Source organism: Blastococcus sp. SYSU D00922 (genome assembly GCF_054050495.1).
The window spans coordinates 300,321-324,247 of the sequence record NZ_JBJGZL010000001.1 but is presented as its reverse complement, the minus strand read 5'-3'; the positions used below and the strand labels follow the sequence as shown (position 1 = coordinate 324,247).

General features: G+C 75.9%; 25 protein-coding genes. 4 read left to right on the top strand and 21 right to left on the bottom strand.

Features of this window, described 5'->3' with window-relative positions:
- Positions 1–62: 62 nt before the first annotated feature.
- Both ACI78T_RS01695 and ACI78T_RS01690 read right to left on the bottom strand, forming a co-directional pair.
- Positions 63–1,568, bottom strand: coding sequence for a DUF222 domain-containing protein (locus tag ACI78T_RS01695; RefSeq protein WP_456556361.1), 1,506 nt, complete (start codon positions 1,566–1,568; stop codon positions 63–65).
- Between the two features lie 217 nt (positions 1,569–1,785).
- Positions 1,786–2,523, bottom strand: a complete 738-nt coding sequence (locus ACI78T_RS01690) for a demethylmenaquinone methyltransferase (RefSeq protein WP_456556360.1) — start codon at positions 2,521–2,523, stop codon at positions 1,786–1,788.
- A 35-nt stretch (positions 2,524–2,558) separates the two neighbouring features.
- On the opposite strand from ACI78T_RS01690, the gene ACI78T_RS01685 reads away from it, so the two are divergent.
- A complete protein-coding gene (locus ACI78T_RS01685; protein ID WP_456556359.1) occupies positions 2,559–3,809 on the top strand; it encodes an isochorismate synthase in 1,251 nt (416 codons plus the stop codon).
- Here the strand turns inward: ACI78T_RS01685 and menD are convergent.
- On the bottom strand, positions 3,806–5,494 hold the full coding sequence (menD, locus tag ACI78T_RS01680) for a 2-succinyl-5-enolpyruvyl-6-hydroxy-3-cyclohexene-1-carboxylic-acid synthase (RefSeq protein WP_456556358.1): 1,689 nt from the start codon (positions 5,492–5,494) through the stop codon (positions 3,806–3,808). The two genes, ACI78T_RS01685 and menD, sit on opposite strands and share 4 nt — an antisense overlap.
- Positions 5,491–6,414 carry an o-succinylbenzoate synthase gene (locus ACI78T_RS01675; RefSeq protein WP_456556508.1) on the bottom strand — a complete coding sequence of 308 codons (924 nt, stop codon included), beginning with the start codon at positions 6,412–6,414 and terminating at the stop codon, positions 5,491–5,493. The genes menD and ACI78T_RS01675 overlap by 4 nt, the downstream gene beginning before the upstream one ends.
- Before the next feature lie 43 nt (positions 6,415–6,457).
- Between ACI78T_RS01675 and menE the strand changes: the two genes are divergently transcribed.
- Positions 6,458–7,597 carry an o-succinylbenzoate--CoA ligase gene (gene menE, locus ACI78T_RS01670; RefSeq protein ID WP_456556357.1) on the top strand — a complete coding sequence of 380 codons (1,140 nt, stop codon included), beginning with the start codon at positions 6,458–6,460 and terminating at the stop codon, positions 7,595–7,597.
- Positions 7,597–8,469 (top strand): 1,4-dihydroxy-2-naphthoate polyprenyltransferase, encoded by an 873-nt coding sequence (locus tag ACI78T_RS01665; RefSeq protein WP_456556356.1) that lies wholly within the window; start codon positions 7,597–7,599, stop codon positions 8,467–8,469. Before menE ends, ACI78T_RS01665 begins: the two co-directional genes overlap by 1 nt.
- A 5-nt stretch (positions 8,470–8,474) precedes the next feature.
- Here ACI78T_RS01665 and ACI78T_RS01660 read toward each other — a convergent pair whose 3' ends face one another.
- Both ACI78T_RS01660 and ACI78T_RS01655 read right to left on the bottom strand, forming a co-directional pair.
- Entirely contained in the window at positions 8,475–8,783 is a 309-nt protein-coding gene (locus ACI78T_RS01660; RefSeq protein WP_456556355.1) for a DUF4229 domain-containing protein, read from the bottom strand.
- On the bottom strand, positions 8,776–9,204 hold the full coding sequence (locus ACI78T_RS01655) for an Lrp/AsnC family transcriptional regulator (protein ID WP_456556354.1): 429 nt from the start codon (positions 9,202–9,204) through the stop codon (positions 8,776–8,778). Before ACI78T_RS01655 ends, ACI78T_RS01660 begins: the two co-directional genes overlap by 8 nt.
- Before the next feature lie 106 nt (positions 9,205–9,310).
- Between ACI78T_RS01655 and ACI78T_RS01650 the strand changes: the two genes are divergently transcribed.
- Positions 9,311–9,541 (top strand): hypothetical protein, encoded by a 231-nt coding sequence (locus ACI78T_RS01650; RefSeq protein ID WP_456556353.1) that lies wholly within the window; start codon positions 9,311–9,313, stop codon positions 9,539–9,541.
- Here the strand turns inward: ACI78T_RS01650 and ACI78T_RS01645 are convergent.
- The 15 genes from ACI78T_RS01645 to ACI78T_RS01575 form a co-directional block, all read right to left on the bottom strand.
- On the bottom strand, positions 9,538–9,828 hold the full coding sequence (locus ACI78T_RS01645) for a hypothetical protein (RefSeq protein WP_456556352.1): 291 nt from the start codon (positions 9,826–9,828) through the stop codon (positions 9,538–9,540). The genes ACI78T_RS01650 and ACI78T_RS01645 overlap by 4 nt on opposite strands.
- A 126-nt stretch (positions 9,829–9,954) precedes the next feature.
- Positions 9,955–10,917 carry a c-type cytochrome biogenesis protein CcsB gene (gene ccsB / locus ACI78T_RS01640; RefSeq protein ID WP_456556351.1) on the bottom strand — a complete coding sequence of 321 codons (963 nt, stop codon included), beginning with the start codon at positions 10,915–10,917 and terminating at the stop codon, positions 9,955–9,957.
- Complete coding sequence (resB, locus tag ACI78T_RS01635; protein WP_456556350.1) at positions 10,907–12,499, bottom strand: cytochrome c biogenesis protein ResB; 1,593 nt, start codon at positions 12,497–12,499, stop codon at positions 10,907–10,909. Before resB ends, ccsB begins: the two co-directional genes overlap by 11 nt.
- Positions 12,496–13,305, bottom strand: a complete 810-nt coding sequence (locus tag ACI78T_RS01630) for a cytochrome c biogenesis CcdA family protein (protein ID WP_456556349.1) — start codon at positions 13,303–13,305, stop codon at positions 12,496–12,498. The genes resB and ACI78T_RS01630 overlap by 4 nt, the downstream gene beginning before the upstream one ends.
- 1 nt (position 13,306) lies before the next feature.
- A complete protein-coding gene (locus ACI78T_RS01625) occupies positions 13,307–13,879 on the bottom strand; it encodes a TlpA family protein disulfide reductase (RefSeq protein WP_456556348.1) in 573 nt (190 codons plus the stop codon).
- Positions 13,876–14,511, bottom strand: a complete 636-nt coding sequence (locus ACI78T_RS01620; protein WP_456556347.1) for a histidine phosphatase family protein — start codon at positions 14,509–14,511, stop codon at positions 13,876–13,878. Before ACI78T_RS01620 ends, ACI78T_RS01625 begins: the two co-directional genes overlap by 4 nt.
- The gene (gene hemL / locus ACI78T_RS01615; RefSeq protein WP_456556346.1) at positions 14,508–15,875 is read right to left on the bottom strand and encodes a glutamate-1-semialdehyde 2,1-aminomutase; all 1,368 of its coding nucleotides are present in this window, start codon (positions 15,873–15,875) and stop codon (positions 14,508–14,510) included. Before hemL ends, ACI78T_RS01620 begins: the two co-directional genes overlap by 4 nt.
- On the bottom strand, positions 15,872–16,330 hold the full coding sequence (locus ACI78T_RS01610) for a hypothetical protein (protein WP_456556345.1): 459 nt from the start codon (positions 16,328–16,330) through the stop codon (positions 15,872–15,874). The genes hemL and ACI78T_RS01610 overlap by 4 nt, the downstream gene beginning before the upstream one ends.
- On the bottom strand, positions 16,327–17,319 hold the full coding sequence (hemB, locus tag ACI78T_RS01605) for a porphobilinogen synthase (RefSeq protein ID WP_456556344.1): 993 nt from the start codon (positions 17,317–17,319) through the stop codon (positions 16,327–16,329). Before hemB ends, ACI78T_RS01610 begins: the two co-directional genes overlap by 4 nt.
- Positions 17,316–18,863: a uroporphyrinogen-III synthase gene (locus tag ACI78T_RS01600; protein ID WP_456556343.1), complete on the bottom strand. Its 1,548-nt coding sequence runs from the start codon at positions 18,861–18,863 to the stop codon at positions 17,316–17,318. Before ACI78T_RS01600 ends, hemB begins: the two co-directional genes overlap by 4 nt.
- An 88-nt stretch (positions 18,864–18,951) precedes the next feature.
- Positions 18,952–19,893: a hydroxymethylbilane synthase gene (hemC, locus tag ACI78T_RS01595; RefSeq protein ID WP_456556342.1), complete on the bottom strand. Its 942-nt coding sequence runs from the start codon at positions 19,891–19,893 to the stop codon at positions 18,952–18,954.
- Complete coding sequence (locus ACI78T_RS01590) at positions 19,890–21,224, bottom strand: glutamyl-tRNA reductase (protein WP_456556341.1); 1,335 nt, start codon at positions 21,222–21,224, stop codon at positions 19,890–19,892. The genes hemC and ACI78T_RS01590 overlap by 4 nt, the downstream gene beginning before the upstream one ends.
- Positions 21,221–21,880, bottom strand: a complete 660-nt coding sequence (locus ACI78T_RS01585; protein ID WP_456556340.1) for a redox-sensing transcriptional repressor Rex — start codon at positions 21,878–21,880, stop codon at positions 21,221–21,223. Before ACI78T_RS01585 ends, ACI78T_RS01590 begins: the two co-directional genes overlap by 4 nt.
- Positions 21,881–22,085: 205 nt before the next feature.
- Complete coding sequence (locus tag ACI78T_RS01580) at positions 22,086–22,334, bottom strand: glutaredoxin family protein (protein ID WP_456556339.1); 249 nt, start codon at positions 22,332–22,334, stop codon at positions 22,086–22,088.
- On the bottom strand, positions 22,327–23,874 hold the full coding sequence (locus tag ACI78T_RS01575) for an AMP-binding protein (RefSeq protein WP_456556338.1): 1,548 nt from the start codon (positions 23,872–23,874) through the stop codon (positions 22,327–22,329). Before ACI78T_RS01575 ends, ACI78T_RS01580 begins: the two co-directional genes overlap by 8 nt.
- Positions 23,875–23,927: the final 53 nt, after the last annotated feature.

Here is a 23,927-nt window from a genome sequence, read left to right as displayed (position 1 = left end):
TGGACGCTAGCGACGCCGACGTCGGCCGGGAAGCGGCCGGCCTACCGCCGAGGTGCCCTTCGTCAGAAGGGCGGCGGTTCCTCGCGTGGGCGCGGAGGTGGCGGGGGTGCCGGCAGGGCTCGTTGCTCCACGGGGTGGCGTAGGCCCGGCGGCCGGGTGCACCGGGTGACGCCGCTCGGGGTGGTGACCCGGAGGGTCCCGTCGGGCGAGAGCTCGAAGCGCCAGTTCCGGGCGAAGGTCTTCAGCCGGTGGTGCGTCCGGCACAGGCAGCAGAGGTTCTCGCACCCGGTCCGTCCACCGCAGTCGTAGGCCACGACGTGGTCGGCGTCCGTGCGCCCGGCGGGCTGGGAGCAGCCGGGATGCCGGCAGGTGCGGTCCCGCAGCCTGAGGAACCGCACCTGCGTTGCGGTCGGCTCGTACCTCTCGACCGCGGGCGGCGCCGCGAGAACGGGGCAGGCGCAGGTGACGTCCCGACCGTGCGTCGGGCAGCCTCGTGCCGCCAGCCGCGCGAGCCCACCGGCGGTCGCCGTCGCCAGCAGCGCGCCGTCGTGGCCCGTGAACGCGACCTCGAGACTGCCGCCGGGTGGTGTCTGCACGCCGAGCGCACCCAGCTGGGTCATCAGCTCGCGCAGGTGCGCGGCGGTGATGGGCACGCCTGCCGCGGCCGGGCCCGAATCGACGCCGAGGTCGGCCTTGCCGCGGGGGTGCAACGCCGCCAACGGCGCCAGCACCGTGACCTGCGCCGTGAAGCCGGGGCCGGACGGCGAGCCGCCGGGGTTCAGCACCATCGCCGCGTGCGCCTCGGCCCGGAGCAGCCCGATCGGCCGGTCGTCCCCCGCGGTGCGCGCGAGCTGCGCTGCCGCGTCGATCGCCGACCACATCGCCGCGCCGATCGGAGAGGGCAGCTCGCTCGACAGCACCGACATCCCGTCCTGGGTCGGCCGGACCCGTACCTCCGCGCGTCGTTCGGCCTCGATCCGTCGTCTCTCGGCGAACTCCTCGTCCGCGGCGACCGCCGCGGCGATCAGCCGGCGGCGCAGCCGCCCCGACGAGAGGCCGGCCGCCTCCGGCAGCACGGCGGGGACGACGGCGGCGATCACCTCGTCGGAGGCGGTTCCCAGCACGTCCGCGAAGACCCGCGCCCGCCACCAGTCCAGCTCGCCCGCGGCGCACGCTGCCTGCACCGCCGGCATCCGCCCCGTCAGCACCCAGGCATCGGACAGCACGCCGGCCGCGAAGACGCGTGAGCAGTTCAGGACCAGGGCCAGCTCGTCGGGCAGGAACTCGCTCGTCCCGGGCACCGGCGACCCGGGGCCCCGGCGCCGCGCGCCGGGGTGCCCCGGTGGCGGGTCGTCGGTGTCGGGCCGATCGGCCGCGAGCGCCATGATCAGTTCCGCCTCGTAGGCGGCATCCATCGCCTTGCGGGCCTGCAGCCGCTGGAGCTCGGCGGCGAGCTGCCCCGCCGTCATCGCCTCGACGGGCAACCGCTCGATCGTGACGTCACGCTCCAACGCCCAGTCGAGCAGCAGCCCCTCTACGGGGCTGCGGTAGGGCTGCGCGACGACCACGGGTCGAACATACGTTCGGGATACGACAATTCCTGAGTGCTGCAGGATGGCGGAGTGACGACCCGACCGATCCACGGGCCCGAGCTACTGCTCGGCCTGGCGGGGGACGACCGGCGCCGTCACGGCCGCGGTGCTGGACCGGTGGGTCGTGGCGCTCGTCGTCCTGGTCGGCTGGAGCGTGGCGGAACTGCTCGTCGTCCTCGCGAGGAGGCGACGGTCAGGACGCGCGCGAGCTTTCTGACCGCCGAGCGCGGTGGAGGGCGACGATGCCGCCGGTGAGGTTGTGCCACGCGACGTCGTCCCAGCCGGCCTCCTGCACCCTCGCCGCGAGAGCGGCCTGGTCCGGCCAGGCGCGGATCGACTCGGCGAGGTAGACGTAGGCCTCCGGGTTGCTCGACACCGCGCGGGCGATCCGCGGCAACGCCTTCATGAGGTACTCGGTGTACACGGTGCGGAACGGCGTCCACGTCGGCGAGGAGAACTCGCAGATCACCAGCGTCCCGCCCGGCCGGGTGACCCGGTGGAACTCGCGCAGCGCCGCTGACGGGTCGGCCACGTTGCGCAGGCCGAAGGAGATGACGACGCCGTCCACGCTCTCGTCGGCCAGCGGCAGCGCCATCGCGTCGCCGGCCACCTTGGGCACCGGTCGCGCCGCACCCGCGCGCAGCATGCCCTGGGAGAAGTCGCAGGCGATCGCCGTCACGCCGCCCGCAGCCAGCTCGACCGTGGACACCGCCGTCCCGGCAGCGACGTCGAGGACCGTCTGCCCCGGCCGCGCGCCCAGCGCCTCGCGCGTGGCTCGCCGCCAGGAGGCGTCCAGGCCGCCCGAGAGGACCGTGTTGGTGACGTCGTAGCGCTTGGCGACCCGGTCGAACATCGCCGCGACGTCGGCCGGCCGCTTGTCCAGCCCCGCCCTCACGCCGGCGGTGTGTGCGCTGTCTCGCCGGTCTCCCACGGCACCGACGCTACCGGGCTGCCTACGCTGGGGTCGTGACGGCAGCGGCTCTGACCTCCCCGGCAGCGGCCGCGCGCACCGTCACGACCGTCTGCACGGAGGCCGTCGGCGAGCTGCTGGACCGGCTCCCGGCAGAGGGCGCGCTCTCCTGGGTGCGCCGCAGCGAGGGCCTGGTCGGCTGGGGCGAGGCCGCCCGGCTGGAGGTCAGCGGGCCGCGCGCGCTCGAGGAGGCGGCCGGCTGGTGGGCGGCCTTCACCGCCGGCCTCGACACCGACGACGAGCTGACCGTCCCCGGCTCGGGACCGGTCCTGTTCGCCAGCATCGCCTTCGACCCGGTCGCCGGGACGTCGGTCTTCCTCGTCCCCGAGGTGGTGCTCGGACGGCGGGACGGCGTCGCCTGGCTGACGACGGTCGGCGACGTCGACCCGCGCGACGTCCTCCTCCCCGCGCGCACCGACGACGGACCGGCACCGCGACTGCGCTACGCCGACGGGGCGATGGACCCCGCGAGCTGGTGCGCCGCCGTCGCCACCGCCGTGAAGCGCATCGACGCCGGCGAGCTGCAGAAGGTCGTGCTCGCCCGCGACCTGCTCGTCTCCGCCGACGTCCCACTCGACCCGCGGCGGCTGCTGCGCCGGCTGGCCGAGCGCTTCCCCGACTGCTGGACGTTCTCCGTCGACGGGCTCCTGGGCGCCACCCCCGAGCTCCTGCTCCGGCGGACCGGCCGCGAGCTGTCGGCGCGCGTCCTCGCCGGCACGGCTCCGCGCGGCGCCGGCGCGGACGACGAGCGGCTGGCCGCCGCCCTCATCGGCTCGGCCAAGGACCGGGCCGAGCACGCGCTGGCCGTCGACTCGCTCGTCCGGGCGCTGGAGCCCCACTGCTCCGCGCTCGACGCACCCGCGGAGCCACAGCTGCTCACCCTGGCCAACGTGCGGCACCTCGCCAGCGACGTCACCGGCAGGCAGCGCGGCCGGGCCGGGCTGCTCGAGCTCATCGGTGCGGTGCACCCGACCGCCGCCGTCGGTGGCACCCCCACCCCGGACGCCGTCGCGGTCATCGCGGAACTCGAGGGCATGGACCGCGGCCGCTACGCGGGGCCGGTCGGCTGGCTCGACGCCCGCGGTGACGGCGAGTTCGGCCTGGCCCTGCGCTGCGCAGAGCTGGTCGGCGACGACAGCGCCCGGCTGTTCGCCGGCTGCGGCATCGTGGCCGGTTCCGACCCGGCCGCGGAGCTGGCCGAGACGCAGTCGAAGTTCGCCGCGTTCCAGGCGGCTCTCGAGGGCTAGGCGAGCGCGGCCGCCGCAGCGGCGCGCAGCTCGACGGCGAGCGCGGCCTCGGCCCGCTGGTCGGTCCGGACGACGACGACCCTCGGACCGCCCAGGCCCAGCGCACCGGGCAGCTCCGACGGCGAGGAGATGCGCGTCGCCGCCCAGCCCAGCGACTGCGCCACCGCCACCAGGTCGCGCCCGTGCGGCGTGCCGAACACGCGGCGGTAGTCGCGCGCGTGCCGGTCCTGCCCCGGCTCGAGCTGGGCGAAGATCCCGCCGCCGTCGTTGTCCGGGACGACGACCGTCAGGTCCGGCGCGGGCTCGCCCTCGCCGAGCAGCAGCCCCGTCAGGTCGTGCAGGAACGTCAGGTCGCCCATCAGCGCGAACGCCGGACCGCCGTGGACCGTGGCGGCACCCACGGCCGTCGAGACGGTCCCGTCGATGCCGGCGACGCCCCGGTTGGCGAGCACGGTGAGGTCGGCGCGCGGCACCGCGAGGCGGTCGACGTCGCGCACCGGCGTCGACGACCCGAGCACCAGGAGGGCGCCGGACGGCAGCGCCGCGACGACGTCCCGCGCGAGCCGGGCCGCGGTGAACTCCGGGCGGGCGTCGAGCAGTTCGTCGACCGCGGCACCCACGGCGCTCCCCGCACGCTGCCACTCGCCCACCCACGACAGGTCGGTCGCCTCGCGGCCGTGCCCCCCACCCAGCGTGGCGGCCACGGAGCCGCTGCTGCGGACGGCGTCGGCCCAGCGCGGTGACGCGGTCACCGTCTCCACGTGGACGGCGGGATCGGCGAGCAGTGCGGTGACCGGCCGGGACAGCGTCGGGCGGCCGACCACCAGCACCCGCTCGGGCCGGTGCTCCGACAGCCACTCCCGCGCGCCCAGCACCAGGGCACCGGCACGCACGGCATCCGTCCCCCACGCCCCGCTCGAGGGCTCCGCGACGACGGGCCAGCCGAACGTCGAGCCGAGCTCCGCGGCCTCCCTGCCGAGCGCGGCCGGGCCGTCACCGACCACCACGAGCGTGCGGCGCCCGCGGCCGGGAGCCCCGCCGGAACCGGCGTGCACGGGAACCGCAGCCGTCCACGGGGCGCCGTCCGGGCGCCCCGCCCAGGGGCCGGTGAGGTCCGCTGCGTCGTGGTCCGGCACCAGCGGCTCGCGCAGCGCGAGGTTCAGGTGCACCGGTCCCGGGTCGGCCGAGAGCGCACCCCTCGCGGTGAGCAGCGCCTTGGCGGTCAGCGACCGCCAGTACCGGTTCTGCGCCTCCTCGCGGCCCTCCTCGGGCACGCCGACGTCGGCCGCCCACCGCACGGCGCCGCCGTACAGCCCGGCCTGCTCGATGGTCTGGTTCGCGCCGGTCGCCCGTAGCTCCGGCGGCCGGTCGGCGGTCAGCGCCAGCAGCGGCACCCCGCTGGCGTCGGCCTCCAGGACGGCGGCGTGCAGGTGCGCGGCCGCGGTCCCGGACGTGGTCAGCACGGGCACCGGCCGGCCCGACGCCTTCGCCAGACCGAGCGCGAGGAACGCCGCCGTCCGCTCGTCGATGCGGACGTGCAGCCGCAGCCGCCCGTCCCGCTCGGCGGCGGCGAGCGCCAGCGCGACCGGCGCCGAGCGGGAGCCGGGTGCCAGCACGGCGTCGGTCACGCCGCCCCGGACCAGCTCGTCGACCAGCACCCGGGCGAACGCGGTGGACGGGTTCACGCGGCCGCCACCGCGTCGAGCCGCGCCCGCCAGCGGGCCTCGGTGCCCGCGTCGGCGGCGACCGCGTCGAGCCGGTCCGGCTCCGGTCGCACCACCGGCAGCTCGCCGTCGACCGGAAGCAGGGGCGCGGACGTCACGTCGTCGGTGAACAGGGCGACCGTGGCGAGCCCGCAGGCGAAGGGCAGCTCCGGCAGGGCCGCGGCCAGCGCCACCCCAGCGGCGATCCCGACCGAGCTCTCCAGCGCCGAGGAGACGACGCACGGCAGGCCGTGCGCCTCGGCGACCCGCAGCGCCGCCCGCACCCCGCCCAGCGGCTGGACCTTGAGGACGACGACGTCGCACGCCTCGCGCAGGTCGACGCGCAGCGGGTCGGCCGAGCGGCGGACCACCTCGTCGGCGGCGACCCGGACGTCGATCCTCCGGCGCAGCGCCGCCAGCTCCTCGAGCGTGGCGCAGGGCTGCTCGACGTACTCCAGGCCGACGCGGTCGAGCTCGCCGATGCGTGCCACCGCCGTGTCGACGTCCCAGGCCGCGTTGGCGTCGACCCGGATCGCGCCGGCCGGTCCCAGGGCGTCGCGGACCGCCTCCACCCGAGCCAGGTCGTCGGCCGTGGTCTGGCCCGGCTCGGCGACCTTCACCTTGGCGGTGCGGCACCCGGAGGCGCTGACGATCGCGTGCGCCCGCTCGGCGTCGACCGCGGGCACCGTGACGTTCACCGGTACCGCCGAGCGCACCGGCTCCGGCCACCCCTCGACGGCCGACTCGACGGCGGCGGCCCACCACCGGCGGCTCTCGTCGACGTCGTAGTCCCAGAACGGGGAGAACTCGCCCCAGCCCGCCGGCCCCTGCACGAGCACCCCGTCGCGGACGTCGATGCCGCGGAAACGGGTGCGCAGCGGCACCGAGTACACGGCGGTCATCACCGGAACAGCCTAGTTGGGCAGGGTCGTAGGCTTGCCCCTCGTGGCCAGGCACCTCACCCCCGTGCCCGCCGCCGAGCTGACCCCCGACCACCTGCGCGCCGCCCTCGACGGGCGGCAGCCCCTCGCCGTGCTGCCCGCCGGTCCTCCCGCCGTCGTCGACGCCGCTCTCGCGGTGCTCCGGCCGGACGAGCCCCTCGAGCCCGGCGCCGACCTCGTCGTCGTCACCTCGGGCTCGACCGGCGGCGGCCGGGGCGTCCTGCTCCCCACCGCCGCGCTGGAGGCCTCGGCGGCCGCCACCCACGAGCGGCTGGGCGGGCGGGGCAGCTGGCTCCTGGCGCTGCCGGTGTCGGCGATCGCCGGGCTGCAGGTGCTCTGCCGCAGCCTCCTCGCGGGCACGCGGGCCGAGCTGCTGGCCAGGGGCGAGCCGCTCGCCGACGCGGTGCGGCGCATGCCGGCCGGTCGCCGGTACACGTCCCTGGTGCCCACGCAGCTGCGCCGCTACCTGGACGAGGAGCCCGCCGCGCTCCGGGCCTTCGACGCGGTCCTGGTGGGCGGCGCCGCCACCGACGCCGCCCTGCGCGAGCGCGCGCGGGAGGCCGGCGTCCACGTCGTGACCACCTACGGCATGACCGAGACCGCCGGCGGCTGCGTGTACGACGGTCTGCCGCTGGACGGCGTCCGGGTGCGGGTGACCGACGGGCCCGCAGGACCCGGCGGTGGTGGCGTGGAGTTGGCGGGCCCCACCGTCGCGCTGGGCTACCGGCTGGATCCCGCTGCGACCGAGGCCGCGTTCGGCGGCGGCTGGTTCCGGACCCGGGACGCCGGCACGCTCGACGCCGACGGCCGGCTGACCGTCACCGGCCGGCTGGACGACGTCGTCATCTCCGGCGGCGTGAACGTCGCCCCGGCCGCCGTGGAGGCCGCGCTCCGGGAGCACCCGGACGTCGTGGACGCCGTGGTCTTCGGCCGCCCGGACGAGAAGTGGGGCCAGCGCGTGGTCGCGGCGGTCGTCCCGGCGCCCGGGAGGACACCGGACCTGGCGGCGTTGCGCGCCTGGGTGGCCGGGAGACTGGGCGCGGCGGCCGCGCCCCGGCAGCTGCACCTGCTCGACGAGCTGCCCCTCCTGCACACCGGCAAGCCCGACCGCCGCGCGGTCGCCGCCCTGACCCCGGAGGTCTGATGGCCACCCCCGCCCAGTGGATCGCCGGCGCCCGGCCGAAGACCCTCCCGGCCGCGCTCGCCCCGGTCCTCGTGGGCAGCGGCGCGGCGGCCGCCCTCGACGGCTTCGACCTGCCCGCGGCCCTGCTCGCCCTGGTGGTCGCGCTCGCCCTGCAGGTGGCGGTCAACTACGCCAACGACTACTCCGACGGCAAGCGCGGGACCGACGCCGACCGGGTCGGGCCCATGCGGCTGGTGGGCTCCGGTGCCGCCACGCCGCAACAGGTCCTCGTCGCCGCGTGCCTCTCCTTCGGCGTCGCGGCGGTGGCCGGGCTGGCGCTGGCCGCCCTGTCCAGCTGGTGGCTGGTGGCGGTGGGCGCCGTCTGCATCCTCGCCGCGTGGACCTACACCGGCGGGCCGGCCCCCTACGGCTACCGCGCGCTGGGCGAGGTGTTCGTCTTCGTCTTCTTCGGCCCGGTCGCCGTCGTCGGCACGACGTTCGTGCAGACCGGCGGGATCGAGGGCCTGGCGATCGCCGTCTCGGTGCCGATCGGGCTGCTGATCGTCGCCATCCTGGTGGTCAACAACCTGCGCGACATCGACGGCGACGCGACGGCGGGCAAGCGCACCCTCGCCGTGCTGCTGGGCGACCGGGCCACCCGGTACCTGTTCGTCGACCTGTTCGTCGCCGCGTTCGTGGTGGTCCTCGCCGTCGGCGTCGTCCGGCCCTGGGCGCTGCTCGGCCTCCTGGCCGCGCCCCTCGCCGTCCCGCCGGCGCGCACGGTCCTGTCCGGTGGGCGGGGGCCGGCCCTCATCGCGGCGCTGCAGGGCACCGGGCAGCTGACGCTGGGGACCGGCGTGCTGCTGGGCGCGGGGCTCGCGCTGAGCGGCTGAGCGGGCTACTCGTTCCCGCTCAGCCGGGTGCGCAGGTCCTCCTTGGCCGCCTTGCGCGCGACGCTGCGGGCCGCGAGGGCCTCGGTGAGCCGGTCGCGGGAGGGCCGCAGCAGCAGGTAGGACACCGGCATGGACAGCAGCAGGCCGAACAGCAGGCCGGGGAAGCTGCCCAGCCCCAGCATCCAGAGGATCAGGACGAGCGCGGCGGCGATCGCGAACCGGCCCACCGTGTAGATCAGCAGCCAGGGCAGGATCTTCGGCGGTGTCGCCGGTCCCCCCGACGGGCCGGGGGGGACGGGACGGTTCTCAGCCATGTCGGCCTTCCCATTTCGTGGAGAGCACCACCGTGGTGCGGGTGCGGGCGACACCCCTGATCCGGTTCAACGCGCTGATGGTGGCCTCGAGTGCCGGGATGTCCGTCACGCGCACCTTGAGCACGTACCCCTCGCTGCCGGCGACCCGCCAGCAGTCCTCGATGCCGGGGACGTCGCGCATCGCCGCCTCGACACCGGTGTCGTCCACCGCGTCGCTCTCGATCACGCTGACCAGCGCGGTGACGTCCAGGCCCACGGCGGCCGGGTCGACGACCGCGCGGTAGCCGGTGATCACGCCGGCCGCCTCGAGCTTGCCGACGCGCTCGTGCACGGCCGGCGAGGACAGGCCGACCTGCCGGGCCAGCTCGGCGTAGCTCGCCCGGCCGTTGGCCCGCAGGAGGTCGATGAGCTGCTCGTCCACGGCGTCGATGGCGGGCTCCTGTCCGGGTGCGGTCCAGAGATGTTCGTTCGTCCGGCACCGAGTATCGCCGCGGACGTACGCTGGGTGCCGACGAGGGGGTTCAACCGTGGTGTTCCTGGTGGTGCTCGTGATCGCCGTGGCGATCGTCGTGCTGGTCATGCGGGCGGCTGCCGCCCCCGGGCGGCCGGGTGGAGGCCTGCGTGCGCCGCGGCCGCCGCGCAGCCCGCGTCCGCAGCGTCCGCAGGGCCGCCCGCGGCCCCTGGCGCCGGACGACGACCCCGAGTTCCTGCGCGAGCTGGACCGCCGCACCCGACGGGACGACGGCTCCCCCGCCTAGGCGACCCGGCTCGTCCCGAGCAGCCGCCGCCACCCGCGGCGCGCCGCGGCGGCCGGCGCGGGGGCCGGTGGTGCGGGCTCCTCGGACGCGCTGTCGTCCTCGTCCGCCCCGTCGCCGCCCAGATCGGCGGGCCAGCCCAGCCCGCCGCCCTCCTCGGCCGGCGTGCCCGGCCAGCCGACCGGCCCCTGGACCGCCGCGTGGTGCGCGGCTCCCGGCGGCCGGTGCGCGAGCGCGTCGGCGACGATCGGGTCGGCCGTTGCCCCCTCGGGCGCGGCGTGCTTACCCACGGTGAACCCCCCGGTGACTGGGCGACGGTCGTCCGGGGGCATGGAAGCACGGGAACCGCGCATCCGTCACCACCGGCTGCGCGAGGAGCTCACGAAACCGGTGACGCAGCGTGAGCGAAGCGGTGCTCAGCTGACGCCGGCGTAGCTGTGCAGCCCGGTGGACACCATGTTCACGAAGGTCAGGTTGAAGATCATCACGACCAGGCCGACGACGTTCACCCAGGCGGCCGGCTTGCCCCGCCAGCCGGCCGTCGTCCGCGCGTGCAGGTACGCGGCGTAGACCACCCAGGCGATGAAGGCCCAGGTCTCCTTGGGGTCCCAGCCCCAGAACCGGCCCCAGGCGGCCTCGGCCCAGATCGCGCCCGCGATGACGGTGAACGTCCAGATCGGGAAGCCGAACACCGCCGTCCGGTGGGCGACCCGGTCCAGCGCCGCGGCGCCGGGCAGCCGGGCGAGCAGGCCACCGGCCTCCTCGCCCGCGGCGACCCGCTCGTCGGAGCGGGTCTTGACCAGGTACAGGACGCTGGCGATCCCGCTGACGAAGAAGATGCCGAAGCCGATGATGGCCGTGCTCACGTGGATGGCCAGCCAGTACGACCGCAGCGCCGCCACGAGCGGGCCGGCCTCGGCGTAGAGGAACAGGCCGATCAGCACCATGGCCAGGACGACGGGCGCGAGCACGAACAGGCCGATGTGCCGCAGACCCGGCGTGCGGACCGCGAAGACCAGGTAGGCCACGACGGCGACGAAGACCGTCGCCGTCGAGAACTCGTACATGTTGCCCCAGGGCAGCCGGTCGGTCGCCAGCCCGCGGGTCACCAGGACGGCGCCGTGCGCGACGGCGCCCAGCGCGGTCAGGCCGAGCGCGATGGCGCCCCAGCGACGGCCGCGGCTGTCCTCGACGGGCGCCGGAGCGGGCTCGGGAGCGGCCGGGACGGCGGGAGCGCCCGCGCCGACCAGCTCCCGCGCGCGCGTCGTCCGCCGGCCGAAGGCGAGCTGGGCGCAGAAGGCCACCATGGCGACCGAGTACAGCGCGATGCTGATCGAGAACAGGCTGTCCGACAGCGAGGCGAGCTGGTCAGGAGTCACGCGGGGGTCCTCCGGGTTCGGGTGCGCGGGTGCCGAGGGCGGCGTCGAGGTCGTCGGTCAGGGCGGCGAACCGGGGCGCGTTCTCGCCGCTGCCCCGGGTGAGCGAGGCCAGCGTGAGCACGGTACCGCCGCCGCCGGGGGCTGGTTCGGCCCGGGCGAACACCCGCTCGCGGCGGAGCAGCAGCATGCCCAGCAGGCCGGTGAGCAGGGCGATCGCGGAGACCAGCACCCACACCTGGCCGGGGTCGTGGGAGTACTGGAAGGCGGCGAACTCGCGGTACCCGGTGAACGCGATCGTCGTCCCGTCGGGCAGCGTCGTCGACTGGCCGACGGCCAGGTTCGCCGACCCCACCTCGGTGAGGCTGCCGCGGTCGATCTGCGAGGCGTCGAGCGAGTAGACCGACTGCGGGATGCCCGAGTCCAGGCCCAGGTAGCCCGAGTAGGCGACGATCGCGACCTGCGGCGCCAGCGGACGCGGGTCGACCGAGGTCAGGATCCCGCCCTGCACCAGCCCGGTGGGGGCGAAGAAGCCCTCGATGGCCAGCTGGTCCTCGCCGTCGGCCTGCAGGTCGGGCACCTTGAGCGCGCCCTGGCTGGCCATCGTCGACTGGTCGGATGGGAGGAACGGCACCGACACGTCCTCCAGCGAGGTGCCGTCCGGGCGGCTGACGGTGAACGTCGGGCTGAACCCGTGCCCGGTCACGTAGACGCGGTCGCCGTCGAGGCGCAGCGGCTCGTTGACGCCGATCGTCGTCTTCCGCCCCTCCTCCCCCGGGCCGCCGTAGCGGATGTCGGCGGTGAACGAGGCGGCGGTCAGGTTCTCCTCGTACTCGGCGCGGAAGTCCTCGAGGTCGACGCACAGCGGGCTGAGGTCGCCGCTGTCGATCAGCGGGCCCGACGAGTAGGTGTCGTACTGCTGGAAGGAGTTGCAGAAGCCCTGGCCCTCGGTGACCAGGATGCTGCCCTCGTAGCCCCAGAGCTTCCCGCCGGCCAGCCCGAGCAGCAGCGCCACCAGCGAGAGGTGGAACAGCAGGTTGCCGGTCTCCTTGAGGTAACCCTTCTCGGCCGAGAGCTGGTCCTCCCGACGCACGACCCGGAACCTGCGGACACGCAGCTCCTCCTCGACCACGTCGAGGGCGTCCGACCCTGCGAGACAGGTGGTCAGCGTCCCCGAGTCGGGGAGGCGCAGCAGGTTGCGGGGCGCCGGCGGGGGCGCCGCGCGCATGGCGCGGAAGTGCTCGAGCCCGCGGGGCAGCACGCAGCCGATCAGCGAGACGAACAGCAGCAGGTAGACCGCGGCGAACCACGGTGAGCTGAAGACGTCGAACAGGTACAGCCGGTCGAGCACCGGCGCCAGCGTCGGGTGGTCGGCGAAGTACTGGTTGACGTTGTTCTGCGACAGCGACCGCTGCGGCAGCAGCGAGCCGGGCACGGCGGCCAGCGCGAGCAGGAACAGCAGCACGATGGCCGTGCGCATCGCGGTCAGTCGGCGCCACCAGCGCAGCAGGAACCCGGCGCCCCGTCGCGGGGCCGAGGGGGACGGCGCCGGGGCCGGCGGCCGAGGAGGGGCGATCGTGCTCACAGGGCGGACTCCCCGAAGCCGGTCGCGGCGAGCCACGAGCGCAGCCACTGCATCATCTCGGTCCAGGCGCCGGTCAGCAGGAGCAGCCCGACCAGCACCAGCACCGCCCCGCCGAAGCGGGTCACCGCCTGCGCGTGCCGGCGCAGGAACGACGTCGCCCCGACCGCCCAGCGGGCACCGAGCGCGACCAGCACGAACGGCACGCCCAGCCCGATGCAGTAGGCGACGCTCAGGATCGCGCCGCGGGTCGCCGTCGCCTCGGAGAAGGCCAGCGAGTACACCGCCGACAGCGTCGGGCCCAGGCACGGCGTCCAGCCGAGGCCGAACACGATGCCCAGCAGCGGTGCGCCGGCCAGCCCCGCGACCGGCCGGGCGTTGAGCCGCTTGGTCCGCTGCAGCAGGGGCAGCCAGCCGAGGAAGGCCAGGCCGACGACGATGGTGACGACGCCGAACACCCGGTTGAGCAGGTCGGCGTGCTGCACCATCAGCCGGCCCAGGCCGCCGAAGGCCGCGCCGAACGCGACGAACACCGCGGTGAAGCCGAGGACGAACAGGGATGCGCCCAGCACCATGCGGGCGCGCGGCGGCACCTCGGTGCGGACCGCCGTCGCCGTCCCCCCTGCCCCGGGCTCGGCCGGCGGCCGGCCCGTGCCGGAGCCGACCAGGCCGGTGACGTAGGAGAGGTAGCCGGGGACCAGCGGCAGCACGCAGGGCGAGGCGAAGCTGATCAGGCCCACCAGGGCCGCGACGGCGGCCGCGACCAGCAGCGGGCCGTCGGTGACGAGGCCGGCGAACGTGTCACCCACGTCAGGCCTCCTCCAGCACCAGGTCGATCACGCGGCGCAGGTCCTCCTGCGACACCTCGCCGGTGTAGACCGCGGCGACCCGGCCGTCCGGGTCCAGCACGATCGTGGACGGGATGGCGTTCGCCGGGTAGTCCCGGAACGCCAGCGCCACCTCGCCGCGCGGGTCGTAGAGCGAGGGGAACTCGATGCCGAAGCGCTCGACGAACTGCAGCGCGAACTGCTCGCTGGGCTCCTTCACGTTCAGCCCGAGGAACTGGACGCCCTCGTCGCGGACGTCGGCGTAGACCTCCTGGAACTCCGGCGTCTCCACCCGGCAGGGCGCGCACCAGGATCCCCAGAAGTTGAGGACGGCGACGTCGCCGGCGAGCTCGTCGGAGGAGAAGTCGCCGCCGTCGAGCAGCGTCCCGGCGAACTCGGGCGCGACGGCCCGCTCGTCCGGCGGGATGACCTCCCCGCTCGGCGTCGCCGCGACGAAGCGGAACTCGCCGCCGTTGTTCACGTCGACCTGGTCCGAGCCCGTCGAGCAGCCGGCCAGCAGCGCGGCCGCGGTCAGGGCGAGCAGCGCGCGCCTCATGCCCCGGGCACCGCGTCCGGGTCGGTGGCCCCCGCGGGCTCGGCGTAGCCCAGGCCGGCGAAGCGGTCGCCGTCGTAGGTCAGGGAGGTCACGCTGGCCAGGGCGCACTGGCGGCGCCGCGGGTCGTGCACGTAGCGCCGGCCCTCCATGTGCAGCCGCGTCGTCCAGATCGGCAGCTGGTGGCTGACCAGCACCGCCTCGTGCCCGCGGGCGGCGTCGCGCGCCGCCTCCACGGCGGCGAGCATGCGGGCGGCGATCTCGACGTAGGGCTCGCCCCACGAGGGCTGGAAGGGGTTGCGCAGCTTCCACCAGTTGCGGGGAGCGCGGAACACGCCGGCTCCGCCCGCCACCCGCATCCCCTCGAAGGCGTTGCCGGCCTCGATCAGCCGGTCGTCGATGCCGACCGGGAGCGAGAGCGACTCGGCGAGCGGGGCGGCGGTCTGCTGCGCCCGCTCGAGGGGGCTGGACACCAGGTGGGTGACGTCCTTGCCGGCGAACCACTCCGCGGCGGCCATCGCCATCGCCTCGCCCGTCGTCGACAGCCGGTAGCCGGGCAGCCGGCCGTACAGCACGCCGTCGGGGTTGAAGACCTCGCCGTGGCGGAGGAGGTGGACGACCGTGGTCTCGCTCATGTGGACCTCTCGCTGCCGAGCTCGCCGCTGCGGTGGTCGGTCGCCGCGGCGGCGGCCCGGGCCGCGGCGGGCAGGGCCTCGAGCACCCGGTCGAGGGCCTCACCCGACAGCGCCGCGTTGACGAACCACGCCTCGAACGCCGACGGCGGCAGGTACACGCCGCGGGCCAGCATCGCGTGGAAGAAAGCGGTGTACCGGGAGACGTCCTGGGTCTTCGCGTCGTCGTAGTCGCGCACCTGGCGTTCGTCGGGCACGAAGAAGACCGAGAACATCGAGCCGGCCTGCTGGACGCGGTGCGGCACGCCGGCGGCGAAGAGCGCCGCGCTGGCGGCCCCCCGGAGGACAGCGGCCACCTCGTCGCAGTGGGCGTAGACCTCGTCGGTGCAGTGGCGCAGCGTGGTGAGGCCCGCGGCGACGGCCACCGGGTTCCCGGACAGCGTGCCGGCCTGGTAGACGGGGCCGATCGGCGCCAGCTGGTCCATCAGGTCCGCGCGCCCACCGAAGGCGGCGGCCGGCAGCCCCCCGCCCATGACCTTGCCGAAGGTGAACAGGTCGGCGTCGACGGGGTCGAGGCCGTACCAGCCCGACCGCGAGACGCGGAAGCCCGTCATGACCTCGTCGAGGACGAGCAGCGCGCCGTGCGCGGCGGTGATCCGGCGCAGCTCGGAGTTGAAGCCGTCCAGCGGCGGGACGACGCCCATGTTGCCCGCCGCCGCCTCGCTGATGACGCAGGCGATGTCGCTCCCCCGCTCGGCGAAGACGGCCTCGACGGCGGCGACGTCGTTGTAGGGCAGGACGACGGTGTCGGCGGCCGCGCCGGTCGTCACGCCCGGGGTGTCGGGCAGGCCGAGCGTCGCGACGCCGGAGCCGGCCGAGGCCAGCAGCGCGTCGACGTGCCCGTGGTAGTTGCCGGCGAACTTCACGACCAGCGGCCGGCCGGTCGTGCCGCGGGCCAGCCGGACGGCGGAGAGGACCGCCTCGGTGCCGGAGTTGACCAGCCGCACCTTCTCGACCGGCGCCATCCGGTCGCGGATCTCCTCGGCCAGGTCGAGCTCACCCTCGGTGGGCGCGCCGAAGGACAGCCCGCGACGGGCCGCGGCCGTGACCGCCTCGACGACGGCCGGGTGCGCGTGTCCCAGGAGGAGCGGACCCCAGGAGCTGACCAGGTCGACGTAGCGCCGTCCGTCGGCGTCGGTGATCCAGGCACCGGAGCCCTCGACCATGAACCGCGGCGTGCCGCCGACGGCCTGGAAGGCACGCACCGGGCTGTTCACCCCGCCCGGGATGATCCCGCGGCCGCGGGCGAAGAGGTCGGCCGAGACCGGCGCCTCGTAGGTGTAGGCGGAGCTGTCCAGCGAGGTCACGAGCCCAGTGTCCCCTGCGGATCGAGGAGCACCGACCGCAGGGCGGCCGGGTCGGTCGTGGGGACGAGGACGGTGCGCCCGTCGGTGAGCTTCAGCGGCAGCCCGGTCCGGCCGCGGGGCAGCGACCAGCCCCCACCGAGCACCGGGGCCCCGGCGTCGACGCCCGAGTCGACCGAGCGCAGGTGGTCGGCGTCGATCTCCGCCAGCCGGACCTTCTCGCGCCCGACGGTCAGCGCGGCCTCGGGACCCTGGCCGTCCACCGTGACCGTCCAGATCCGCCGCGCCGACAGGCAGCCGGCCGCGACGATGCTCAGGACGACGACCAGCGCCAGCCAGGCGAACCACGGCAGGTCCCGGCCGGGGAGCACCAGCTCCAGGACGACGAACGCCGCCACCGCGGCCGCCACGATCCAGAACGGCCGCCAGGTGCCGCCCGGCTCGACGTACGGCGTCATCGCAGCAGGCGGGCCGCCTCCACCGCCCAGTACGTGAGGACGGTCCCGGCGCCCGCGCGCCGGATGGCGGTGAGCGTCTCGAGGATCGCCCGCTCGCGGTCCACCCAGCCGTTGGCCGCGGCCGCCTCGACCATCGCGTACTCGCCGCTGACCTGGTACGCGCTCACCGGCACGTGCACCGCGTCGGCGACCCGCGTGATGATGTCCAGGTAGGGCAGGGCCGGCTTCACCATGACGGCGTCGGCGCCCTCGGCGAGGTCCTGCGCCACCTCGCGCAGCGCCTCGTCGGCGTTGGGCGGGTCCATCTGGTAGGTCGAGCGGTCGCCGAACTGCGGCGCCCCCTCGGCCGCCTCGCGGAACGGGCCGTAGAAGCCGGACGCGTACTTGGCGGCGTAGGCCAGCACCGGCGTCTCGGTGTACGCGGCGCCGTCCAGCGCCTTCCGGATGGCGGCGACCTGGCCATCCATCATCCCGCTGGGGGCGATGACGTGGGCCCCGGCCTGGGCCTGGGCGATGGCCACGGCCGCGTAGCGGTCGAGGGTCGGGTCGTTGTCGACCACGCCCGCCGGGGTGACCACGCCGCAGTGCCCGTGGTCGGTGTACTCGCACAGGCAGAGGTCGGCCATGAGGACCAGCTCGTCGCCGAGGTCGGCCCGCAGCTGCCGCAGCGCGACGTTGACGATGCCGTCGGCGGCGTCGGCCTGCGAGCCGGCGGCGTCCTTCTCCCCGGGGATGCCGAACAGCATCAGGCCGCCGATGCCGGCCTCGGCCGCCTCGTGCGCGGCCTTCCGCAGCGAGTCCAGGGTGTGCTGGACGACGCCCGGCATCGAGCTGATCGCGACCGGCTCGTCGATGCCCTGCTTGACGAAGACCGGCAGCACGAAGTCCGCCGGAGCCAGCCGCGTCTGCGCGGTCAGCCGCCGCAGCGCGGGCGTCGACCGGAGCCGGCGCCCGCGCGCGAAACCGGGGTTCGCGCCGCCGGACGTCACTTGTCGGCCCCGTCCTCCGCGCTCTCGCGCAGCGACAGGGCGTACTCGGCCAGGGCGTCGACCAGCGGCGCGACGGCCGCGGTCTCCGGCTGCACGTCGACGCGCAGGCCGAACTCCTGGGCGCTGGCGGCGGTGGCGGGGCCGATCACCGCGACGACGGTCTTCGCGTGCGGCTTGCCGGCGATGCCGACGAGGTTGCGCACGGTGCTGGACGAGGTGAAGCACACCGCGTCGAAGCCGCCGCCCTTGATCGCCTCGCGGACCGACGCGGCCGGCGGGGCCGCCCGGACGGTGCGGTAGGCCGTGACGTCGTCGACCTCCCAGCCGCGCTCCTGCAGCCCGGCGGCGAGCGCCTCGGTCGCGATGTCGGCGTGCGGCAGCAGCACCCGGTCGATCGGGTCGAAGACGTCGTCGTAGGGCGGGAAGTCGGCCAGCAGGCCCTGGCTGGACTGCTCGCCCGAGGGCACCAGCTCGGGCTGGATGCCGAACGCGCGGACGGCCTCGGCGGTCTGCTCGCCCACGCAGGCGACCTTGACGCCGGCGAAGGCGCGGGCGTCGAGGCCGAGCTCGGCGAACTTCTCGCGGACGGCCTTCACGGCGTTGACCGAGGTGAAGACGATCCAGCCGTACCGGCCGGTGACCAGGCCCTTGATGGCGCGGTCCATCTGGGCCGGGCTGCGCGGCGGCTCGACGGCGATCGTCGGCACCTCGACGGGGACGGCGCCGTAGGCGCGCAGCCGGTCGCTCATCTCCCCGGCCTGGTCCTTGGTGCGCGGCACCAGGACCCGCCAGCCGAACAGCGGCCGGCTCTCCCACCAGGACAGGCGGGCGCGCTTGTCGACGGCGGTGCCGACGGTGGCGACGACGGGGCCGGTGAAGGCCTCCACGCCCGCGGTCTTCTCGGCCACGGCGGCGAGCTTGGCGACGACGCTCTTCTGCGCCGTGCCGGAGCCGCCGGTGGTCACGACGACCGGGGTGGTGGCCGACAGGCCGCCCTCGACCAGCCGGGCGGCGGCGTCGGGGAGGTCCTCGGCGTTGCCCTGGAGCACCAGGGTGCCGCCGGTGGCGTGCGCGGCGGCCGCGAGGGCCGGCACGTCGACGCCGGTGCGCAGGTCGGCGGTCACCGCGGTGCCGCCGGTGGCGACGCCGGCGTAGGCCGGCACGGCCGTCGCGGTGGCCACGCCGGGCACGACGTCGAAGGGCACGGAGGTCCGGCCGACGGCCAGCACCTCCTTGACCACGCCCTCGGCGGCGTACGGGTCGCCGGCGACCAGGCGGACGACGACGGCGCCCTTCTTGGCGGCCTCGACGGCGGCCTTGGCGACCTCGGCCGGCTCGCCCACGGCGGCGCTCAGCTCGGTGCCGGGGTGCGTCTCGCGGACGGCGTCCTGGACGGCCGGCGAGACGTCCGGGTCGACGAGGACGAGCGCGGCCTCGGCCAGCGCCGCCGTCGCCCGGGCGGTGAGCATGCCGGGGTCGCCCGGTCCTGCTCCGACGAAGACGACCCGGCCCGTCTGGCCTGCGGTCTTCTTGACGCGCGTCATCGCGTGCTCCTGATCTCTGCCCGGCTCGGCCGGGCGATCGGCACGGCCCGGAGGGCCGCTGTTACGGGGGTCTGGACGGGGTGGGCGGTCACTGGCCCACCGCCATGAGCTCGGCCGCACCGCGGTCGAGGAGTTCCGCGGCCAGCGCGCGCCCGAGGGCGACGGCACCGGCCGGCGGGCCGCTCACCGAGCCGCGGACGGCGTCGCTGCCGTCGATCGCGGTCACGGAGGCGCGGAGGAACAGTTCGGGACCCGAGTCGCCCTCGGCCACCTCGGCGTAGGCGGCGACGGGGGCGCTGCAGCCGGCCTCGAGCGCGGCCAGGGTGGCGCGCTCGGCCTGCACGCAGGCGCGGGCGGCGGGGTCCTCCAGCCGGCCGATCAGCTCGCGGGTGCGGGCGTCGCTGGCACGGCACTCGACCGCCAGCGCGCCCTGCGCCGGAGCGGGCAGGACCTGGAGGGGGTCGAGGGTCTCGGTGATGGCGTCCACCCGGCCCAGGCGGGTCAGCCCGGCCCGGGCGAGGACGACGGCGTCCAGATCGCCCGGCGCGACCCGGCCCATGCGGGTGTCCACGTTGCCGCGGATCGGGACGATCTCGAGGCCGAGCCCGAGGGCTCGCAGCTGGGCGACGCGCCGGGGGGCGCCGGTGCCCACCTTGGACCCCGGCGGCAGCTCGCCGAGCGTGAGGCCGTCGCGGGCGACCAGCGCGTCGCGCGGGTCCTCCCGGGCGGGCACCGCGGCGATGGTGAGGCCCGGTTCGGGCGCCGTCGGCAGGTCCTTGTAGCTGTGCACCGCCAGGTCGACCTCGCCCGCGAGCAGGGCGTCCCGCAGCGCGGCCACGAACACGCCGGTGCCCCCGAGCTGCTGGATCGCCGCCCGGGAGCGGTCGCCCTCGGTGACGATCGGCACGAGCTCGACGGCCGCGCCGGTCGCGGCGGTGATCGCGTCGGCGACGGTCTGGGACTGGGTGCGCGCCAGCAGGCTGGCCCGGGTGCCCAGGCGCAGCGTGGCGGTGACGGTGGACGTGGTCACGACGCGTCACCCGCCCGCAGGTCCGGGTCGACGCGCACGGCGTCGGACAGGGCCTCGACGGGGGTGTCGATGCCCAGGCCGAACAGCGCGCGCAGCGCACCGGCGTAGTCGGTGTCGCCGGGCGAGGCGGCCAGCTCCTTCACGCGCACCGTCGGCTCGTGCAGCAGCTTGTCGACGACGCGGCGGACGGTGCGGGCGATCTCGGCCCGCGCCCGGGCGTCGAGGTCGGGCAGGCGGGTCGACAGGCGCAGCAGCTCGGCGTCGACGACCTCCGCGGCCTGGCTGCGCAGGGCCGACACCGTGGGCGCGACCTCGGCGGCCTGGCGCTCGGCGCGCAGCAGAGCGGTCTCGGCCTCGACGAGGGCGTGCGCGGCGGCGACGTCGTCCGCGGCGAGCGCACCCGCACCGGAACCGCGCTCGGCCTGCAGGAGGGCCAGGTCCACGACGTGCACGCCGGGCAGGGCGGCGACGCCGGGGTCGACGTCCCGCGGGAGGGCGAGGTCGACGACGGCGAGGGGGCGCCCGTCGCGGCCGGCCATCGCCTCGGCGACGACGTCGGTGCCGACGACGAGCCCGGTGGCGCCGGTGCAGGTGAGCAGCAGGTCGGCGGCGGCGATCTCGGCGGGCATCTCGGCGAGGGCGGCGGCGCGGCCGCCGACGGCCTCGGCCACGCGGGCGGCGTGCGCCTCGGTGCGGCTGCTGACGACGACGGCGGCGCCGCGGCGGGCGAGGGTCGTGGCCGCGAGCGCGCCCATCGAGCCGGCGCCGACGACGAGGACCGGGCGGCCCTCGAGCCCGCCGATCGACTGCTCGGCGCGGTCGAGCGCCACGGACACCAGGGAGGCGCCGGCGCGGTCGATGCCGGTCTCGGTGTGCACCCGCTTGCCCACCCGCAGCGCGCGCTGCGCGACGGGATGCAGCGCCCGGCCGACGGTGCCCTCCTCGCGGGCGAGCGCGTAGGCGGCGCGCAGCTGCCCGAGCACCTGCGTCTCCCCCACGACCATCGAGTCGAGGCCGGAGGCGACCGTGAACAGGTGGGCGACGGCCTGGTCCTCGTAGTGCACGGTCACGTACGGGGAGAGCTCCTCCACCGTGGCCCCGGCCTGGCGGGCGAGCACCCGGCTGACGTCGGTGACTCCGCCGTGGAACTTCTCGACCTCGGCGAAGACCTCGATGCGGTTGCACGTGGCGAGCACCAGCGCCTCGGTGACGTGGTCGCTCCCGACGAGCTCGTGCAGCGCCTTGACGCGGTCGTCGGGGCCCATCGCGAACTGCTCGAGCAGCGACACCGGCGCGGTCCGGTGGGAGATCCCCACCGCCAGGACGCTCATGCCGGCTCCTCGACCGAGACCAGCCGCTGCTGGCCGAGGAACGCCAGCACCTGCAGCTCCACGGACAGGTCGACCTTGCGGATGTCGACCCCGGGCGGTGCGGCGAGCGTGACCGGCGCGAAGTTCAAGATGCTCCTCACCCCGGCCGCGGCCAGCCGGTCGCAGACCGACTGGGCCACCTCGGGCGGTGTCGTGATGACCCCGATGGACGCCTGGGACGCCGCGACGACGTCCTCCAGCTCGTCCATCGCCCGCACCGTGTGGCCGCCGATCCGCTGGCCGACCCGCGCGGGGGCGGCGTCGAAGAGGCCGACGAACTCGAAGCCCCGGGAGCCGAAGCCGGCGTAGTCGGCCAGCGCCGAGCCCAGGTTGCCGATGCCGACCAGCACGCAGGCCCGCGAGCGCTCGACGCCGAGCACGCGCGAGATGCGGTCGCGCAGCGTCCGTACCTCGTAGCCGACGCCGCGCACGCCGCAGGGACCGAGGTGGGAGAGGTCCTTGCGCAGGCCGGCGGGGTTGACCCCGGCCGCCGCGGCCAGCTCACCGGAGGAGACGGTGCTCCGGCCGCCGTCGGCCAGCGCCGTCAGCACCCGGAGGTACACGGCCAGGCGGGCGACGGTGGCCTCCGGGATGGTCCGGGGCCGCGGCTGGATCACGGGCTCTCCACAGCGATCGCGCCCGAGGTGGTCAGGGCGCGGGACAGAAGGACGCGGGCAGAACCGCCCGCGTCCGCCACGGTAACCGCTTGTGAACGCAGGAACAAAGTCGCTGCGGGGTGCGCGGGCCGCTGACCGGCCCGAACGGGTGCCGCTGTGGTGAGGACCACCCTAACGACCTGGTCAGGGCCCCTCGTCCGGGGGGCTAGAGCCCCAGATCCCGTCGAAGCCGGACGACGTCCACGGTGAAGTAGGAGTGCTCCTGCCCGTCGAGCAGCACCACCGGCACCCGGTCGCCGTACTCCGCCTGCAGCTCCGGGTCGCCGTCGACGTCCACCGCCACGGGCACCAGGCCCGCCTCGGCGCCGATCCGCTCCAGCGTCTCCGCGGCGGTCTCGCAGAGGTGGCACCCGGCCCGCGTCAGCAGCTGCAGCCGAGGGCCCGGCTCAGCCACCCGCAGCCACCCCGACCTCCTCGGCGGTGTCCTGCCCGGTGAGGCCCAGCTCGCGCAGCCGCGCCCGGCTGACCTTCCCGGTCAGCGAGTGCGGCAGGGAGGCCAGGAAGTGCACCGACGTGGGCACCTTGTACCGGGCGAGGGACTGCGCGGCGTGGGCCCGCAGCTCCTCGAACGTCAGCTGCTCGCCCGGGCGCACGACGACGACGGCGCGCACGGCAGCACCGGTCCGCGGGTCCGGCACGCCGATGACCGCGCTCTCCGCCACCGCGGGGTGCGACTCGAGCACCCGCTCCACCTCGGCCGGGTAGACGTTGAAGCCGCTGACCAGGATCAGGTCGCTGCGCCGGTCGACCAGGTGCAGGTCGCCGTCGGCGTCGCGGTAGGCCAGGTCGCCGGTGCCCAGCCAGCCGTCGGGGCCGGGGCCGTCGGCGCCGTCGGGCCAGTACCCGGCGAAGAGGTTCGGCCCGCGGACCCAGATCTCGCCGGGCCCCTCCTCGAGGTCCTCGTCCGCGTGCCCCTCCTGGGGCTCCTCCGTGGTCGCGGTGTCCCGCAGCTCCAGCTCGACGCCGGGGAGGGGGCCGCCGATGCAGTTCGGCTTCGCCCGGCCGGTGGCGAGCGTGCTGGCGACCACCGGGGAGGCCTCGGTCAGCCCGTAGCCCTCCCACACGGTGACCGCGGCCCGGTCGCGCATCGCCGTCCAGACGTCCTCGGGCAGCGGCGCCGCACCGGACGAGGCCTTCCGCATGGCAGCGAAGCCGCGACGCAGGTCCGCGTCGCTGCCCTGCGCGTCGGCCAGGGCCAGCCAGGCCTGGTACATCGGCGGCGCACCGGGCACCGCGGTGACCTGCTCCTCGGCCATGAGGGCCAGCGAGGCGCGCGGGTCGAAGGTCTCCTGGAGGACGGCGCAGGCCCCGGTGGCGGCCACCAGGCCGAAGCCGGCGTTGAGGCCGTAGACGTGGAACAGCGGCAGCACGAGGAGGACGCGGTCGTCCTCGCGCACCACCGGCGGCGTCATCGCCAGGCACTGCTCCTGGTTGGCCCGCAGGGCGGCCGCGGTGAGGATGGCGCCGCGGGGGCGGCCCGTCGTCCCGCTGGTGTAGGCCAGGAAGGACGGCGCGGCCGGGTCCGCGGCCACCTCGGGAGCCGGGCCCTCGGCCTCGGGCGGGCCCGCGTGCACCGGCACGCCCGCGACGGGCTCCCGGTCGGTCCGCGTGACGAACAGCGCGGCGCCGGAGTCGGTGAGCACGTACTCGAGCTCGGGGTCGGTGTAGGCGGTGTTGACCGGGACGACGACGAGCCCGGCGCGCAGGGCGCCCAGGGCGGCGCGCAGCCAGTCCAGGCCGTTCGGCAGCTGGATCGCGACGCGGTCGCCCGGCGCGAGGCCGTGCCCCGCGTAGCCGGCGGCGGCCCGGTCGACCGCCGCGTCGAGCTCCGCCCAGCTCAGCCGCTCGTCCCCCGCCACCACGGCCGGCGCCCCGGGCCGGCGCCGCGCGGCCGCCCGCACGAGATCGGCGAGCGACGTGCCTGCCTCTTCCACATCTCCTCCGTCGGTGCGGTGCTGTCGGCCGGCCGCCGGCAGGCACTTCCGCG

Excerpts from the sequence above, each read along its gene's own strand:
- ACI78T_RS01675 (WP_456556508.1), bottom strand. The coding sequence starts at position 6,414 with ATGACCGCCGTGTACTCGGTGCCGCTGCGCACCCGTTTCCGCGGCATC.
- ACI78T_RS01665 (WP_456556356.1), top strand. The coding sequence starts at position 7,597 with ATGGCCACCCCCGCCCAGTGGATCGCCGGCGCCCGGCCGAAGACCCTC.
- ACI78T_RS01660 (WP_456556355.1), bottom strand. The coding sequence starts at position 8,783 with ATGGCTGAGAACCGTCCCGTCCCCCCCGGCCCGTCGGGGGGACCGGCG.
- ACI78T_RS01625 (WP_456556348.1), bottom strand. The coding sequence starts at position 13,879 with ATGAGGCGCGCGCTGCTCGCCCTGACCGCGGCCGCGCTGCTGGCCGGC.
- ACI78T_RS01620 (WP_456556347.1), bottom strand. The coding sequence starts at position 14,511 with ATGAGCGAGACCACGGTCGTCCACCTCCTCCGCCACGGCGAGGTCTTC.
- ACI78T_RS01610 (WP_456556345.1), bottom strand. The coding sequence starts at position 16,330 with ATGACGCCGTACGTCGAGCCGGGCGGCACCTGGCGGCCGTTCTGGATC.
- ACI78T_RS01600 (WP_456556343.1), bottom strand. The coding sequence starts at position 18,863 with ATGACGCGCGTCAAGAAGACCGCAGGCCAGACGGGCCGGGTCGTCTTC.
- ACI78T_RS01590 (WP_456556341.1), bottom strand. The coding sequence starts at position 21,224 with ATGAGCGTCCTGGCGGTGGGGATCTCCCACCGGACCGCGCCGGTGTCG.